This window comes from Leifsonia sp. Root227 (genome assembly GCF_001428745.1).
Taxonomy (GTDB): domain Bacteria; phylum Actinomycetota; class Actinomycetes; order Actinomycetales; family Microbacteriaceae; genus Leifsonia.
In genome coordinates this window covers 42,898-57,968 of sequence record NZ_LMIO01000003.1, presented here as the reverse complement: position 1 = coordinate 57,968, position 15,071 = coordinate 42,898, and the positions used below count along the sequence as shown (strand labels likewise).

Here is a 15,071-nt window from a genome sequence, read left to right as displayed (position 1 = left end):
GTTCGCGGGGTGGAGGCTGGGCGGTCGAAGGGGGAGTCCGGCCGCCCAGCCGGTCTGATGGCGTCAGCCGCCCGTCACGCTCGACGGCGGCTTGGTGCCGTAGTCGGACTCCCAGCCCTTGTCGAGGTTGGCCTTGGTGACTTTGGTCGGCACGGACGCGACGAGCTCAGGAGCCTTCTTGCCGATGACCCCGTATGCGCCGGCCAGCGCGAGGCCCTTGCCGATGCCGATCGAGCCGTTTCCCACCATGCCGGCGACGTTCGTGCCGGACATCATCGCTGCTCCGAGGGTGGTGTCGAGGTCGTTGGTGACGACCTTGATGTCAGTGCGGCCCGATGCCTTGATGGCGGCGACGACACCCTGGGCAGCTGTGGCCCACGAGACGTAGATGCCCTTGAGGTTCGGGTTCTTGGCGATCATGGCCGCCGCGATGGTCTGCGTGGCCGTCTCGTCGGCGAAGCCTTCCGAGTCGACGATCTTCACGTCGGGGTATTCGTAGGCGAGCCAGTCCTTGAACGCCTTGTCCCTCTGGTTGGTGAACCAGAAGTTCGCGTTGTACGAGAGGTAGCCGACCTCGCCCTTCTTGCCGAGAGCGTCGCCGAGGATTTCGGCGTTGTCACGACCGGCCGCCGTGAGGTCCTCCGTGACGATGGAGACGAAGTCGGTGCCCGCCTTGTACCCCTCCGGCGGGGTGGTCATGATGACGAGCTTCGTCCCCGCCTCGACAGCGGGCTTGAACGCCTTTGCCGCAGAGGTGGGGTCGACCGCGATGGTGACGATGATGCTCGGGTGCAGTGCGAGCACGGTCTGGACGTTGTTGGCCTGGGTCGCTGCGTTGAAGTTGGCCTGCGTGCTGGCGACCACGTCGATGCCGAGCTTCTTGAACTCGTCGCGAGCGCCCTTCTCGACGGCGGTCACGAAGTCGGACGACGTGTGCCAGACGAACGCCGCCGTGTACTTTCCGTCTTTGACCTTGCTCTGCTCGTCGCTGGTGAGCGAGAGCTCGGAGAGCGCGCCAGGCTTCTCGCCGTTCGGGCCGGTGAACTCGAGGCTGGGCTTCGCCGCCGGCGTCGACGACGCGGAGGACGAAGCCGTGCCGGCCGAACATCCGGCCAGCGCGAGGGAGAGTGCGAGTGCGCCGACGAGGGCGGCGCGAGCGGCGAGACGCCGGGTGGGACGTGCTGTGTGCATTGTGGGTTGCCTTCCGGGACCGGGTTGAACTCCTGTGCGGTGGCGTCCCCCGGGCATCTCATGACCCCGTCACCGTTGACTTGCTGAAGCCATTTTGATTTCAACAAGCAATCAAAGTCAAGCCGAGAAATGTATCCGTTAGGTTTCGATCCCGTAAAACCTGCCGAAATCGGGCGTGGAGTGGCGCCGAGCGGGCATCCTGAGCTAGTTTTGGGTTCACGCTGAAGACAAAGGGGGTGAGCCGGTGCAAGACACGCGAGCCATCAATCGCAACGCCGTCCTGACCGCCCTCATCGGAGCGAGACCGGCCAGCCGCAAGCAGATCGCGGAGCTGACCGGCATATCCGCCGCCACCGTGACGCGCTCGATCGACCAGCTCCTCGCCGAGGGGATTGTGACGGAGACGACGGAGATCGTTTCGGAGGCCAGGGGCCGCCGCGCTGTCGAGCTCGACATCGTCGCCGACCGCGCCTACGTCGTCGGGGTCGACCTCGGCGCATCCAACACCCGCATCATCGTCGCCGACCTGCTCGCGCACCCGGTGTTCGCCAGCGAGACGCCGACGCCGACCACGCTGCACGAGGCGGAGCTCGCCGAGTGGATCGCAGCGACGGTCGAAGATGCGGCCGCCGACGTCTGGGACAGGGTGGAGCACGTGTGCCTCGGCCTTCCCGGCGCGGTGAACCAGCGCGACCTCAGCGTCTCCAACGCCCCCAACCTGCCAGAAGTCGAGTCTCCGACCTTCCTCGCCTCCGTGGAGCGCGCGATGGGGCGGCCGATGCACTTCGACAACGACGCGAACTACGCACTCCTCGGCGAGATGCACTTCGGCGCGGCTCGCGGAGCGCCCAACGCGGCGATGCTGACGATCGGCTTCGGCCTCGGCGCCGGCCTCGCCATCGAAGGGCGGATCCTGCAGGGCGAGCGGGGACTGATCGGCGAGTTCGGCCAGCTGCCGATCGGACCGCTCGGAACCAGACTCGAACACCTCGTGACCGGTGGCGGCATCCTGCGCAGGGCGGCGGAGGCCGGGCTGCACCTCGATGCGCCTGCCCAGCTCTTCGCGGACGACGCGGGCCACGGCCTGCAATCGCTGAGGGCCCACTTCGACCAGGCGCTGCTCGTGGTTCTGACCGCGACCACCGTCTCCTGCGACCCCCAGACCATCGTGCTCGGCGGCGGCATCGCCAACTCGCTGACCTCGTCGCTCGACCGCTACCAGATCGCCCTCGAGCAGAACCTCCGGGTCTCCCCGGGCCTGGCCACCGCCCAGCTCGGGGACTTCTCCGGCGCGGTCGGCTCCGTCGTCGCCGCGCTGCACACCGTCTATGCCGGACTCGGCGTGGAGGAGACGGCGATCGTGCACCTGCCGAACGGGGACGCACTGACGGCGGACGAAGTCGCACGGGTCAGAGCGCTCGGGTAGTCGACGACGGGAGCGGAGGGCTCAGGCGACGGAGTCACCATGTCGGACCCCGCCGCTACGCTTCCGGCATGACAGGCACCACCCCCTGCGTCGCCTCGGACGGAGACGTCCCGTGCGCCGGCCACGCGCATCCGGGGGCTCCTGTGCCGCTGTGCCTGCGGCACCTGCTCCTCGCGGCCGAGTGGGTCGCCGACGATTACGGCCGGCTGGATGCACTCCCGGCCCCGTGCGCGCTCTGCGGCTCCCGCCTCGGCGTGCGCTACCCGTCCGGCTGGCTGTGCGCCGTGTGCGAGTGGCGCGTCGGCGAAACAGTGTCAGGCGAGCTGCCGCCGCCCCGCGTCGACGTCGTCTACTACCTGCGGTTCCGCGACAGGATCAAGATCGGCACCACGGCGAACCCGCGCGGCCGGTTCTCCAGCCTGCCGCACGACGAGGTGCTCGCGTTCGAGCGCGGAGACAGGGCGCTCGAGCAGCGCAGGCACGCGCAGTTCGCGCGTCAGCGCATCCCGCGCACGGAGTGGTTCGAACGCAGCGACGCCCTGGATGCGCACATCGCGTCCGTGAGCGAAGGCGTCGCCGACCCGTGGGCGCTGCTTGCGCGGTGGCGGAGCGAGGCGATCGCGCTCCGCGGGTAGCTCACCCGCCGGCGGCCACCGTCGCCGACACCGTGCCGATCAGCCAGTCGCGGTAGCGCTCGAACGTCCAGCCGCTCTGCTGGACGAGCTGCTGATGACTCTCCGGCGACATCAGGAAGGAGAGGATGTCGGCGAGGTTCTGCAGGGCGTCGTCGGACGGGGTTCCTGCATCCACCTGGCCGGCGTCAGCATCCACCTGTCCGGTGCCCACGGCACCGCGGGCCGCCAGCAGGCCGACCATGCGGCGATAGTCGGCGTGGCGGCGTTCGAGCAGCGAGGCGAGCACATCGCCGACGTGCGCGTCTTCGGCGGCCGCCGCGAGGAACGCCGCCCACAGGCCGCTCGTGCGCGCGTTGGCCTCGGCGATCAGGCCGACCATCGCCGTGAGGAACGCGCCGGTGTCCTCGAGCTCCATAATCGCGGCGACCTCCGGGCGTTCGCTGAGCGACTCGTCTCCGGCGCTTCCGGCGAACGCGAGCTCGAACGCGCCGAGCAGCAGCGCCCGCTTGGGTCCGTGCACCTTGACGCTCTCCACCGAGACCCCCGCCCCCGCGGCGATGTCGGCCAGGGACGCGCCGGTGTACCCCTTGGCCGAGAACACCTCGAACGCGGAGGCCAGGATGCGCTGCCTGGTCTGGCGCGCCTGCTCCTCGCGAAGGGTCGACCGGTACTGCCGAGGCGCACCGTTCTCCGAATCAGCCATTGACTACCCTTCGTGTGTAGTGAATACTATCAACGTTCATCCAACTCTAACCCGAATGCGAGTCACCATGACCACCATCCTTCTCTGCAGCACCCCGGTGCACGGGCACGTGACGCCGCTGCTCGCCGTCTCCCGCCACCTCGCCGACCGAGGACACCGCGTGCTCTTCCTCACCGGCGCGCGCTATGCGGAGCGCGTCATCGCCACCGGCGCCACCTTCCTCCCGCTGCCAGCCGAGGCCGACTACGACGACACCGACATGGATGCGGCCTTCCCCGGCCGGGTCGGGCTCACCGGGCCGGCGGGAATCCGGTACGACATGACCACCATCTTCCTGCGCCCCGCCAGAGCACAGCTCGCGGCGGTCGACGCGATCGTCGCAGAGCACGACGTGGATGCGGTCCTCGCCGAGAGCCTGTTCCTCGGCGCCGCCCTGCTGTCCACCCGGCCACGCGCATCCCGGCCGCCGGTGGTTAATCTCGGCATCGTGCCGCTCGGGCTGAAGAGCAAGGACGTCGCACCGTTCGGACTCGGCGTGCAGCCGAAGCCGGGCGTCGCAGGGCGCCTGCGCAATGCGGCCCTCACGGCGGTGGCGGAGAAGGTGATCTTCGCGCCCGTGCAGAAAGCGGCCAGCCGGATCGCCCACGAGGCGACGGGGTCGTCGCTGAACGGCTTCATCCTCAACTGGCCGTCGCACGCGGACGCCATCGTGCAGTTCACGGTGCCCGAGTTCGAGTATCCGCGCTCCGATCTGCCCGCGACCGTCCACTTCGTCGGCCCCGTCTCGCGCACCCGCCCATCGGATGCGCCCCTGCCCGCCTGGTGGGACGACCTCTCCGACGGGCGCCCGATCGTCCACGTGACGCAGGGCACGGTCGCCAACCGCGACTTCGGCGACCTGCTCCTCCCGACGATCCGCGGCCTCGCCGGCGACGACGTCTGGGTGGTCGCCAGCACGGGAGGTCGCCCGGTCACCGAACTGGATGCCGACCTCCCACCGAACGCGCGCGTCGCCTCCTACCTTCCGTACGACGCGCTGCTCCCCCACACCTCCGTCTATGTGACGAACGGCGGATACGGCGGGGTGCACTACGCGATGGAGCACGGCGTACCCGTGGTGATCGCCGGAACGACGGAGGACAAGGTCGAGGTGTCCGCGCGCGTTGCGTGGTCTGGTGTCGGCGTGAACCTCGCGACCAACCGGCCGACGGCCGCGGCGGTCGGCGACGCGGTGCGCACGGTGCTGGCCGACCGGCGGTATGCGGACCGCAGTGCCGCTGTCGGGGAGGCGATCCGTGCATCCACCGGGCTGGCCGGGTTGGAGGAAGCGGTACTCGGGCTGGTGGATGCGCAAGGAGGGAAGCGCACTCATTCGCCACTTGGATGAATGGTAGAAGCGTTCGCTGTTGGATTCGATGAATGGCGCTGCGTACGATCGAAGAGGCAGACCACCGTCGCTCGGCCCCCACCCGCAGCCGAACGACACCAGAGGAGTCGCCATCACCGAGTTCCGCATCGAGCTGGTCGCTCGCGACGAGCTCGGCTCCATCGTCACCCTGTTCACCTCGCACGGCGCCGTCGACGCCCGGCGGGCCGCGGCCGAGATCGCCGACGGCACAGCCACATACGTCACCGGCCCGGACTCGTATGTCCGCGCGGTCGTCAGCGCCATCTCGTCGCCCGTCGGGCCGTACCTCTACGTGAACTGGGACGGCACCCGCCGCAACAACCTGCACGAGCTGTCGGCGGGCAAGCTGGTGCGGCTCTCCGCCCCTGCGCGCGCACCGCGTGCGAGCCGGTGGATGCGCGTGCGTGCCGCACTGACGGGCCTCGCGTCCCCCTCCGCCTGGCGGGAGCGCCTCAGTCCGGGTCACGAGACCGGCGCGGAGCGCGGGCAGCGCGCAGGGCTGGACCCCGAGCCGAGGCGACCGGAGGCAGCCATGCGCGACCGCATCAACCCGTTCGCGCCCAGCTTCCTCGACCTGATCCGCCCGCACGGCGTCACGCCGCGTCGCCGGGCGGAATGGCACAGCTAGCCATGCAGAAGCCCCGAGCCGGCGAGACGCCGGCAACTACGGCGCATCCCGGGTGTTTCGCGACAGTTACTGGTGTCTCGACGGCGCAGGTGGGTTGAGCCAAGCCGCGGAGAGGGCGGGAGGCGCGCACTCTGTGAGGCGGTACAGGCGGGCGCGGGCGGCGTCCGCGGCCGCGCGGGCCACGTCGACGGCGACCGCGGCCGGCGGCGCGACCGCCCTCGCAGCATCCCGTGCCTCACTCCCCCGCGAACCGAACCAGCGCATGGGCAGAGTCTCCCGAACCGGCCTGGACATCACGCCGGGATTCCGGCCTCGCGGCGTGAGAATGCCCACACGTCGCCGACCCCCGCACCGCTAGGCTCCACGCATGGAAGCGACCTGGCTCCGAGCAGCAGAACCTCCCACCTGGCCGATGGACACCCCCGCATACCGGGTGCGCATCTGGGTGCCCCAATCGGACCCCTACACGGGCTGGTCCGTCGACGACTGGGACGTCACAGGGGCGACGGAGGTGACCGAGGTCATCGCGTGGGCGGAGGAGGAGGCCGCACGCCTCCCCGGCGGCTCGTGCGAAGTGTTCGTGCCCGCCATCAACCACGGCACGCTGGCCGACGGCACCGTCGCGGAGCAGGTGCACCATCTGCGCGTCTACGGCACTCCGGCGGACCCTGGTGTGACGGAGACGGTCGTGTCGTTCAGGAAGGACTGACCATCACACCAGGTAGGTCGCCCCGCGCGCCCGCTCGATCGCGAGCGCGCTGATGCCGGTGATCGCCGCGTCGAAGCCGAGGCTGCTGGCGACGAGGCGCGGTGGCGATGGGATGCGGCCGATCAGGCGGCGGCTGAGCTGGTCGACGGAGAGGGCGCTGTACTGGCCGAACGCTCCCGCGAGGACGATGACGCTGGGGGCGATGACCACGGAGATGGCCGCGCAGACCAGGCCGATCAGGTCGAAGAATTCGTCACGGGCCTGTCCTGCCACGACGTCGCCCTCTTCGACCGCCGTCATCATGCGGCGGAAGGCGGGGCCGATGCGGCGGTCGACGTGGGGACCTCCGCGGTCGACCCAGGCAGCAAGCTCGGCGGCGATCGCGTTCTCGGTGTCGCCGTGATCGGTGAAGTAGCGCGAGAACGACGCCGTGGACGTGAGCAGGTAGCCGACCTCGCCCGCCGCCGAGCGGAAACCGCGGTGGATGCGCCCCTCGCTGGCGATACCGGCGCCGATGCCCGTGCCCAGCACCAGGGCGATGGCGCTCTCTTCGCCGCGCGCCGCCCCGTGGAGGTATTCGCCGTAGACCGTCGCGTTGGCGTCGTTCTCGGCGAGGACGGGCAGGCCGGTGCGTTCGTGCAGGATGTCGGCGACGGGCACGTCCCTCCACTCCAGCTCGCTCGCCTTCGTGACGTGGCCGTCGTCGGTGATGCCGGGCAGCGCGATCCCGATGCCGATCACCGGGGTGCCGCCACCGGAGCCGCCATGCCCGCCCGACCCGCCCTGCCCACCGGAGACGAGCGTGTCCACCAGCTCCAGCAGGCCGTCCAGCCTGGCGGCGCCCGGGTCGGAGCCGTCGAACCGGAACGGGAGGTACTGCTCGTGCAAGACGGTGCCCGCGAGGTCGACGATGCGGCCGCGGGCGTTGGCCTCCGTGACGTCGATGGCGAGGATGGCCCTGCCGGTGGAGACGTAGCGCAGCAGACTCGACGGGCGGCCGGGTGACGAGCGGTCGAGGCCGGCGATCTCGATCTGGCCCTCCTCGATGAGGGCCTGGGTGAGGCGCTCGACGGTGGCGGAGCCGAGGCCGGTTCGCTCGCGGATCTCACGCCGCGAGATGGGTCCCGCCGCGCGCAGCAGGTCGAGGATCGCGGTGCGGTTGATCTCCGTCACGTCGCGGGTGGTCGCGGTTCGCGGGATGTCCGACACGCTCATCGGCCCCCCTTTCACATCGCCGTGAGTAAATCTTCGCCTACCGGAAGCCCCGGTGACAAGGGGCGCCTGTACCCCGTCAGCATAGCGGGATCGGACTTCTTGTTGTTATTTATGCATCGTAGTGATAGAAAAGCCTGCAACGGTTCGCGTGCCGCGCTGACCGTCGGCCACTTCTCGAACGATTTGGACTCAACGATGAATCTCAGTTCCCGCTTCAGAGGCATTTCCCGCCGTCGGCGCCTGTTGGCCGCCACGGGCGTCATCGCCGCAGCAGCCGTCGCCCTCACCGGCTGCTCGGCCGGTGGCGACAGCTCGGGTGGCGACGTCAAGAAGCTCACCCTCTGGCTCTCCTCCAGCGCCGCCCAGCAGAAGGGCTTCGATCAGCTCTCCGCCGACTACAAGAAGAAGACCGGCATCACGGTCGACGTCGTCAACATCCCGTACTCGGGATACGCGACCAAGCTGCACAACGCCGCCCAGGCCAATGCCCTCCCGGACATCGCGAACGTCCCGGCGCTCGACCCGATCTGGAAGAACAAGCTCGTCGACCTCAGCTCGATCACCGACACGAAGTCGAACAACATCAACGAGAGCTACGTCGCCAAGGGCACGGACGGCAAGACCCTCGCGATTCCCTCCGACGTCACCTCCACCGGCCTGTTCATCAACAAGTCGCTGTGGGAGAAGGCCGGCGTCAGCTTCCCGTCGTCGCCGGACAGCACCTGGACCTGGCCGGAGTTCGTCGCCGCGGCCGACAAGGTGCGCGAGTCGACGGGCGCCAAGTACTCGCTCGTCTACGACGCCTCCCCCTCCCGGCTGCGCGCCCAGGTCTATGAGATGGGCGGAAAGTACATGCAGCAGGGCTCCGACGGGAAGTTCTCCGCTGACGCCGCCACGAAGAAGGCCGTCGACTACTTCGTCGGCCTGAACGACGACAAGACGATGCCGAAGTCCGTCTGGACCAGCGGCGCCGACCCGTCTGCACTGTTCCAGAGCGGCCAGGTCGCGGCGTACTGGTCGGGCGTCTGGCAGGTCTCCGCCTTCGCCACGAGCATCACCTCGTTCGACTGGGCGAGCGTCCCCACCCCCGCGCAGCCCGTGCAGGCAGCGGACGTGAACGCCGGCGGCCTCGTGGTCGGCTTCCAGAACAGCGACGCAGAGGGGAAGGCCGCGAAGTCCTTCCTCGAGTGGATGTACGAGCCTGCCCAGTACAAGAAGCTCGCTGAGACCAACGGCTACCTGCCCGTGGAGAAGGGCCTCGACATCACCTACGACTTCACCTCGCAGGCTGCCCTGGATGCGTTCGACCTCTACAACAAGGAGCTCGAGGTCTACAAGCCCATCTCCGGCTACTTCCTGCAGGCGCAGGTGAAGTGGGCTCTCGACGGCAAGTCGATCACGACCGATCCGACTGTGACAGAGATCGGCAAGGCGATCAACGGCCAGCAGACGTCCGCCGAGGCCGTGAAGAACATCGTCGACGGCTACGACAAGCAGGTCGGCAAGTAGGACGAGCGGGAAAGGAGGGAAGGAACCCATGTCGGCTACAGGCACAGCCACCCCGCGGGTGGTCGGGACACGCGCATCCGGAGCCCAGCGCACCCACAAGCGGCTGAACCACTACCGTTTCGCGCCGCTCGTGCTCATCCTGGTGAACGTCGTGCTCTTCGCGGCCTTCTTCGCCTGGCCGGCCATCATCGGCCTGGTGTACTCGTTCACCGACTACACCGGCGTGGGTTCCTTCCACTTCATCGGGCTGTCCAACTACCAGCAGCTGTTCGGGGACTCGGCGTTCTACGCCGCCCTCGGCAGGACCGTGCTGTTCACCCTCATCGTCGTGCCGACCAGCTTCGTCTTCTCGCTGCTGGTGGCGAACCTGATGGTGAGCCAGTACGCCAAGGGCAAGCTCGTGGCGCGCATCATCTTCTTCGTGCCGTGGCTGATCTCGCCGATCGTCTCCGGCGTGATCTGGCGCTGGCTGTTCGGCGAGAACTTCGGGCTCGTCAACTTCGTGATCGAGTCCCTCGGCGGCTCGGCCGTTCCGTGGCAGTCCAACGCGGATCTGTCCCTGATGGTCGTGGTGATCGCCGCGACCTGGGGAGGCACGGCGTTCTCGATGCTGCTCTTCATCGCGGCGATCAAGAACGTGCCGGTCTCCTACTACGAGGCCGCCGCACTCGACGGCGCAGGCCCGTGGCAGCTGTTCCGCAACATCACGCTGCCGAGTATCGCGCCGACGTCGTTCATCGTGATCCTGCTGACCACGTTGAACGCGATGAAGGAGTACGCGCTGTTCCAGTCGCTCAACAACGGCGGCCCTGGCACTTCGAACAACCTGCTCGTGCAGTACATCTACCAGACCGGTTTCCAGCAGGGTCAGATCGGCTACGCCAGCGCGGCCAGCTTCGTGCTGATGATCATCCTGATGGCCATCGCGATCATCCAATTGACTGTCAACCGCAGAACGGAGCGCCGCCGATGACCGCCAGCGTTGCAGACCCCCGCATCGACAGGGCGGCGGATGCGCGACCCACGCAGCCGCGCGCCGACCGTTCGCGTCGTCGCGGCGGGAAGAACGGCGCCAGGCAGCTCGGCCGCGCCATCGCCCCGACCACCCTGCTCTGGGTGCTCGCCTTCGCATACGGCTTCCCGCTGCTGTGGTTCGTCCTCAGCTCGTTCAAGCCGGCCGGCGACCTGTTCTCGTTCCCGCTCTCGCTGCTGCCGAAGTCGTGGACCGTCCAGGGCTACGTCGACGCGTGGAACAGCTTCAACTTCTACGAGTTCTTCGGCAACACGTTCCTGGTCGCCATCGTGACCACGATCCTGACCGTGGTGGCGAGCTGTTGCACCGGGTACGCCCTCGCCAAGTACGACAACCTCTGGCTCAAGATCTTCTTCGTCTGCATCCTGGCCACCACGATGCTCCCCACCGAGGTCATGCTCGCCCCCACATTCCTGGTGGTCCGCGACCTCGGGATGTACAACTCGCTTGCGGGCATCATCGTCCCGTCGATCCTCACCGCGACAGGCGTGCTCATGTTCCGGGCGTTCTTCCTCACGGTGCCGGACGAGCTGGTCGAGGCCGCCCGCATCGACGGCGCGAGGGAGCTTTCGATCTTCTTCCGCATCATGGTCCCGATCTCTCGTCCGATCATGCTGACGCTCGCGATCTTCTCCTTCCAGTGGCGCTGGAACGACTACATCTGGCCGCTGCTGGTGCTCAACGACCCGAGCAAGTTCACCCTGCAGATCGGCATCCAGAGCATCGTCGGCGCGCAGAACATCAACTGGTCGGTGCTGCTCGGCGCGTCCGTGATCTCGATCGTGCCGCTCGTGCTGCTCTACCTGGTGTTCCAGAAGTACGTGATGAACGCCAACATCAACGCCGGATTGAAGGACTGATGCGCGACGCCGTTCCCGCCTCCTCCCTGCTGGCCGCGGCACGGGAGGCAGCGCTTCTGGCAGCCGGGGATGCGGCGTCCTCGCCGGTCGCCGGGCTCGCGCACCGCGAGCTGATGCGACGGGTGAAGACGCTGGTCTCGGTCGCTGTCTCCTCTTCTTCGGAGACCGCCCCGCCCGGCACCGTCGTCACCCTCCGCGCGCTGCTCGGCGAACTCCGCCGCCTGCAGACGCCGACCGGCCTGTTCGAGGGCGGCGACAACGTGCAGTCGCCTCCGGACAGCGCGTTCACCATCAACGACGCCTGCGACGTGCACCACCTGCTGCGGGATGCGGTCGACCCGTCCCTCGTGGACGTGCGGGACGCGCTCGCCGAGCTCATCCGGAACGCCACGCCTCCGCTGCTCGCCGGCGGGGTGCACACGCCGAACCACCGGTGGGAGATCAGCGCGGCCCTCGCGCGCATCCACCGGTCGTTCCCCGACGCGCGCCTGGTCGCCAGAGTGGACGAATGGCTGGCGGAGGGCGTCGACATCGACGCGGACGGCTACTACTCCGAGCGGAGCCCGAACTATGCCTCAGCGGTGAGCAACCCGTCGCTGCTGGCGATCGCCGAGATCCTGGACCGACCAGAGCTGCGGCGCGTGGTCGAGCGCAACCTGGAGCTGACGCTCGCACTCATCCATCCCGACCGCACGGTCGAGACCCTTCCGTCGCGGCGGCAGGACCAGGGGACCAGGTTCCCGCTCGCGCCGTACGCCGTGCCGTTCCGCTCGCTGGCGCTCTCGACGGGCCGCGGCGACTTCGCGTGGGCGGCAGAGCTGGCCGTGGCGGATGGGATCGACGACCCCGGCATGCTGACCGAGCTGCTGCTGCATCCCGCGCTGAACGAAGCGCTTCCTGGCGTGCAGGCCCCTCGGCGAGAGGGGACGACGGTGCATCCCGGTGTCGCACTGGCGGTTCATCGGGGCGCCGCCGCCGATACGGTGGCGTACGGCGGCTCGGACTACGCCCGGCACGGTCGAATCCGCTCGGGCCTCGCCAACGATCCGACCATCCTGCGGCTGTTCGCGGGCGGCGCGGTGCTCGACTCCGTGCGCCTGTCTCGCACCTTCTTCGGCCTCGGTCCGTTCCGGGCAGACGCGTTCCGCACGCTCCCCGACGGACGTATCGAGCTGCGCGAGCGCGTGTCGGCCGGGTACTACCAGCCGCTCGCGCCCGACGCCCGCCGCGCGGGCGGCGACTACGCCGTGACCGACGACGGCCGGTTCTCCGCCGCGATGTCGTTCCCGGAGCGCACGGCAGACGATGTCGCCCTGGAGACGACGATCCTGGTGGCACTGCACGACGACGGAGCACACCTCGAGGTGACCATCGACGGGCCGCCGAGCCCGTGGACGCTGGAGCTGGCGTTCCGCGACGGCGGCGCGGTGGATGCGCCCCGGCGCGACCGCGACGGAGCCCACGTCCTCCCCGGCCACCGCGCGCGCTACACCCGCGGCGGCGATGCGATCACCGTCGAGCTCGACGGTATCGACCCCGCCGCCGATCCAGCGCCGTACTGGCCGGGCGAAGACTACGCGTTCCTCTCCGGAACGGACGCGGTCGGCGGTGTCCGCCTGCTCGTCGGCGGCACGACGCCCGCGCGGTTCGTGGTGCGGCTGCGCGCCGGGGCGGCGGACGCGTGAGCGCGACGGACTCGCGAGACGGGGCGACCGCATCCCGCGCTGGAGCACGCGCTGCACCCGCGGCACGCACAGCAACCGGGGCAACCGCAGCCGCCCCTCCCGCCCGCGTCGCCGTGGTGGGCGTGCAGGGCTACGGCACCGCGCACATCCTGAACGCGCTGGCGCTCGAGGACCGCGGCCTGGTCGAGCTCGTCGCCCTGGTCGACCCGGCGCGCGGACCGCTCGTGCGCGACGGCGTGCGGGTGCCGGAGGACAGGCTGCCCGTTCGGCTGGACCACATCGACGAGCTGCTCGGGAGCATCCCGGTGGACATCGTCATCGTGGCGACCCCGCTGCACACGCACGCCACGCTCGCCGCCGCCGCGCTGCGCGCGGGCGCGGACGTGCTGCTGGAGAAGCCTCCCGTCACGGAGCTCGCCACCTTCGCACGGCTGGAGGCGGTGATCGGAGAGACCGGCGGCCTGGTGCAGGTCGGCTTCCAGAGTCTCGGGTCCGGCGCGCTCGCGGAGCTGCTCCGGCTGATCGACGCCGGTGCGCTCGGCGACATCCGCTCGATCGGCGCTGCGGGGTCGTGGACGCGGCCCCGCGGGTACTGGACGCGGGCCCGCTGGGCGGGCCGCCGGATCCTGGACGGTGCCAGGGTGGCTGACGGCGCGGTGGCCAACCCGTTCGCCCACGCAGTGATGACCTGCCTGCGCATCGCCGGCTGGAACTCGCCGGAGGCCATCGGCACCATCGAGACCGACCTGCGCAGGGTGAACCCGATCGAGGTCGACGACACCTCCACCATCCGGGTGCGGCCCTCAGTGCAGGGGGCGACGTCGTTCGGCGGCGCCATCACCTGCGCGTTCACGCTCGCCGGCCCCGTCGAAGCCGAGCCGACCATCCTGGTGCGAGGCACAGCCGGCGAGGCGACCCTGTCGTACACCACCGACCGCCTGACAGTGGCGACGAGCGACGGCCGCACCGAGGAACGGCAGTACGGCCGCCGTGACCTGCTGGAGAACCTGATCGATGCCAGGCGCGACGGCGTCGCCCTGCTCTCGCCGCTGTCCGCGACGGGCGGTTTCGTGCGCGTCATCGAGACTGTCGGAGATGCCCCCGTCGCGCCGATCGATGCCGGTCATGTCACCTGGGACGGGCTCGGACCGTCGAGGCGCCCGGTGCTCGCCGACGCGGAGGCCGCGGTGCGCCGCGCTGTCGAGACACAACGCCTCTTCGGAGAACTGGACGGGCTGCCGTGGCGCTGATGGCCACCCGCGACGCGTCCGGTGTCGACATCGCGCTGGGGGCGCAGCGCGTCGCCCGCTACGTGTTCGCGCCGGCCACGCCGGCGTCCGAGTCGCCGCGACCGTACCTGTACCCGATCACGACGGCGGCGGGCATGCCGGTGGCCGACTTCCGCCCGAGCGACCACTCCTGGCACCACGGGTTCTCGCTGGCGCTGCCGAACGCCGGACGGGCGAACCTGTGGGGAGGGCGCAGCTGGGACCGCGCGACCGGCGCATACCTCGACAGGGGCGACAACGGCTCGATGCGCACCGAGAGCATCCAGGTGGATGCGGCTGGGGCCATCGTCTCGACCGTCGCGTGGCTCGACGCAGACGGAGAACGGCTCGCGACCGAGGACCGCGCGCTCGCGTTCGCGGAGGAGGAGCGGGGCTGGACGCTGGACTGGGAGTCGCGCATCCACGTGCCATCGCCGCTGACGCTGGGAAGCCCTGCCACCAACGGACGCGCCGGCGCGGGATACGGCGGTCTGTTCTTCCGGGCGGCGCCGGAGTTCCGCGGCGCGACGGCCACGGCGGACGACGGGAGGTCGGGACCGGCCGACGACTTCCTCGGCGAGCGCGCGAGGTCGCTCGCACTGACCAGGCCGGACGGGGCGGCGACCGTGCGCCTGGCGACCGCCGACACGTCCTCCTGGTTCGTGCGCTCGATGGAGTACCCGGGGTTCGGGCCTGCGCCGTTCGACACGATCGAGGTGCAGGTGAAGCCGGGCGATGGCTGGTGCCTCCGCGCGCGGCTCGTGGTGCTCGACGGAGACGACACCCGCCGCTCCGGCTGAA

At 69.6% G+C, this 15,071-nt stretch carries 14 protein-coding genes; 11 read left to right on the top strand and 3 right to left on the bottom strand.

Annotated features, from left to right (window positions below):
• Positions 1 to 63: 63 nt before the first annotated feature.
• Positions 64 to 1,191 (bottom strand): substrate-binding domain-containing protein, encoded by a 1,128-nt coding sequence (locus ASE16_RS10365; protein WP_055894598.1) that lies wholly within the window; start codon positions 1,189 to 1,191, stop codon positions 64 to 66.
• 244 nt (positions 1,192 to 1,435) lie between these two features.
• On the opposite strand from ASE16_RS10365, the gene ASE16_RS10360 reads away from it, so the two are divergent.
• The gene (locus ASE16_RS10360) at positions 1,436 to 2,617 is read left to right on the top strand and encodes an ROK family transcriptional regulator (protein WP_055894596.1); all 1,182 of its coding nucleotides are present in this window, start codon (positions 1,436 to 1,438) and stop codon (positions 2,615 to 2,617) included.
• Between the two features lie 68 nt (positions 2,618 to 2,685).
• Positions 2,686 to 3,252 (top strand): GIY-YIG nuclease family protein, encoded by a 567-nt coding sequence (locus ASE16_RS10355; protein ID WP_055894594.1) that lies wholly within the window; start codon positions 2,686 to 2,688, stop codon positions 3,250 to 3,252.
• Position 3,253: 1 nt separating this feature from the next.
• Here the strand turns inward: ASE16_RS10355 and ASE16_RS10350 are convergent, their stop codons facing one another.
• Positions 3,254 to 3,955: a TetR/AcrR family transcriptional regulator gene (locus ASE16_RS10350; RefSeq protein WP_055894592.1), complete on the bottom strand. Its 702-nt coding sequence runs from the start codon at positions 3,953 to 3,955 to the stop codon at positions 3,254 to 3,256.
• Positions 3,956 to 4,022: 67 nt separating this feature from the next.
• On the opposite strand from ASE16_RS10350, the gene ASE16_RS10345 reads away from it, so the two are divergent.
• The 3 genes from ASE16_RS10345 to ASE16_RS10335 all read left to right on the top strand — a co-directional run bounded on the left by ASE16_RS10345 (position 4,023) and on the right by ASE16_RS10335 (position 6,700).
• A complete protein-coding gene (locus ASE16_RS10345; protein WP_055894590.1) occupies positions 4,023 to 5,342 on the top strand; it encodes a glycosyltransferase in 1,320 nt (439 codons plus the stop codon).
• Between the two features lie 19 nt (positions 5,343 to 5,361).
• A complete protein-coding gene (locus ASE16_RS10340; RefSeq protein WP_157480320.1) occupies positions 5,362 to 5,991 on the top strand; it encodes a hypothetical protein in 630 nt (209 codons plus the stop codon).
• A 367-nt stretch (positions 5,992 to 6,358) separates the two neighbouring features.
• Positions 6,359 to 6,700: a hypothetical protein gene (locus ASE16_RS10335; RefSeq protein WP_157480318.1), complete on the top strand. Its 342-nt coding sequence runs from the start codon at positions 6,359 to 6,361 to the stop codon at positions 6,698 to 6,700.
• A 3-nt stretch (positions 6,701 to 6,703) separates the two neighbouring features.
• Here ASE16_RS10335 and ASE16_RS10330 read toward each other — a convergent pair whose 3' ends face one another.
• Complete coding sequence (locus ASE16_RS10330; protein ID WP_055894583.1) at positions 6,704 to 7,915, bottom strand: ROK family transcriptional regulator; 1,212 nt, start codon at positions 7,913 to 7,915, stop codon at positions 6,704 to 6,706.
• A gap of 243 nt (positions 7,916 to 8,158) precedes the next feature.
• Here ASE16_RS10330 and ASE16_RS10325 point away from each other — a divergent pair, with 243 nt between their 5' ends.
• The 6 genes from ASE16_RS10325 to ASE16_RS10300 are packed head-to-tail and all read left to right on the top strand — an operon-like array spanning position 8,159 to position 15,070.
• The gene (locus ASE16_RS10325) at positions 8,159 to 9,424 is read left to right on the top strand and encodes an ABC transporter substrate-binding protein (protein ID WP_235500453.1); all 1,266 of its coding nucleotides are present in this window, start codon (positions 8,159 to 8,161) and stop codon (positions 9,422 to 9,424) included.
• A gap of 28 nt (positions 9,425 to 9,452) precedes the next feature.
• A complete protein-coding gene (locus tag ASE16_RS10320; RefSeq protein ID WP_055894577.1) occupies positions 9,453 to 10,397 on the top strand; it encodes a carbohydrate ABC transporter permease in 945 nt (314 codons plus the stop codon).
• Positions 10,394 to 11,317 (top strand): carbohydrate ABC transporter permease, encoded by a 924-nt coding sequence (locus tag ASE16_RS10315; RefSeq protein ID WP_082581379.1) that lies wholly within the window; start codon positions 10,394 to 10,396, stop codon positions 11,315 to 11,317. Before ASE16_RS10320 ends, ASE16_RS10315 begins: the two co-directional genes overlap by 4 nt.
• Entirely contained in the window at positions 11,317 to 13,002 is a 1,686-nt protein-coding gene (locus tag ASE16_RS10310; protein WP_055894575.1) for a hypothetical protein, read from the top strand. The genes ASE16_RS10315 and ASE16_RS10310 overlap by 1 nt, the downstream gene beginning before the upstream one ends.
• Positions 12,999 to 14,252 carry a Gfo/Idh/MocA family protein gene (locus ASE16_RS10305; protein WP_082581378.1) on the top strand — a complete coding sequence of 418 codons (1,254 nt, stop codon included), beginning with the start codon at positions 12,999 to 13,001 and terminating at the stop codon, positions 14,250 to 14,252. The genes ASE16_RS10310 and ASE16_RS10305 overlap by 4 nt, the downstream gene beginning before the upstream one ends.
• Entirely contained in the window at positions 14,252 to 15,070 is an 819-nt protein-coding gene (locus ASE16_RS10300; protein ID WP_157480316.1) for a DUF6807 family protein, read from the top strand. Before ASE16_RS10305 ends, ASE16_RS10300 begins: the two co-directional genes overlap by 1 nt.
• Position 15,071 lies beyond the last annotated feature (1 nt).

Excerpts from the sequence above, each read along its gene's own strand:
- ASE16_RS10365 (WP_055894598.1), bottom strand. The coding sequence starts at position 1,191 with ATGCACACAGCACGTCCCACCCGGCGTCTCGCCGCTCGCGCCGCCCTC.
- ASE16_RS10355 (WP_055894594.1), top strand. The coding sequence starts at position 2,686 with ATGACAGGCACCACCCCCTGCGTCGCCTCGGACGGAGACGTCCCGTGC.
- ASE16_RS10350 (WP_055894592.1), bottom strand. The coding sequence starts at position 3,955 with ATGGCTGATTCGGAGAACGGTGCGCCTCGGCAGTACCGGTCGACCCTT.
- ASE16_RS10345 (WP_055894590.1), top strand. The coding sequence starts at position 4,023 with ATGACCACCATCCTTCTCTGCAGCACCCCGGTGCACGGGCACGTGACG.
- ASE16_RS10335 (WP_157480318.1), top strand. The coding sequence starts at position 6,359 with ATGGAAGCGACCTGGCTCCGAGCAGCAGAACCTCCCACCTGGCCGATG.
- ASE16_RS10330 (WP_055894583.1), bottom strand. The coding sequence starts at position 7,915 with ATGAGCGTGTCGGACATCCCGCGAACCGCGACCACCCGCGACGTGACG.
- ASE16_RS10320 (WP_055894577.1), top strand. The coding sequence starts at position 9,453 with ATGTCGGCTACAGGCACAGCCACCCCGCGGGTGGTCGGGACACGCGCA.
- ASE16_RS10315 (WP_082581379.1), top strand. The coding sequence starts at position 10,394 with ATGACCGCCAGCGTTGCAGACCCCCGCATCGACAGGGCGGCGGATGCG.
- ASE16_RS10310 (WP_055894575.1), top strand. The coding sequence starts at position 11,317 with ATGCGCGACGCCGTTCCCGCCTCCTCCCTGCTGGCCGCGGCACGGGAG.
- ASE16_RS10300 (WP_157480316.1), top strand. The coding sequence starts at position 14,252 with ATGGCCACCCGCGACGCGTCCGGTGTCGACATCGCGCTGGGGGCGCAG.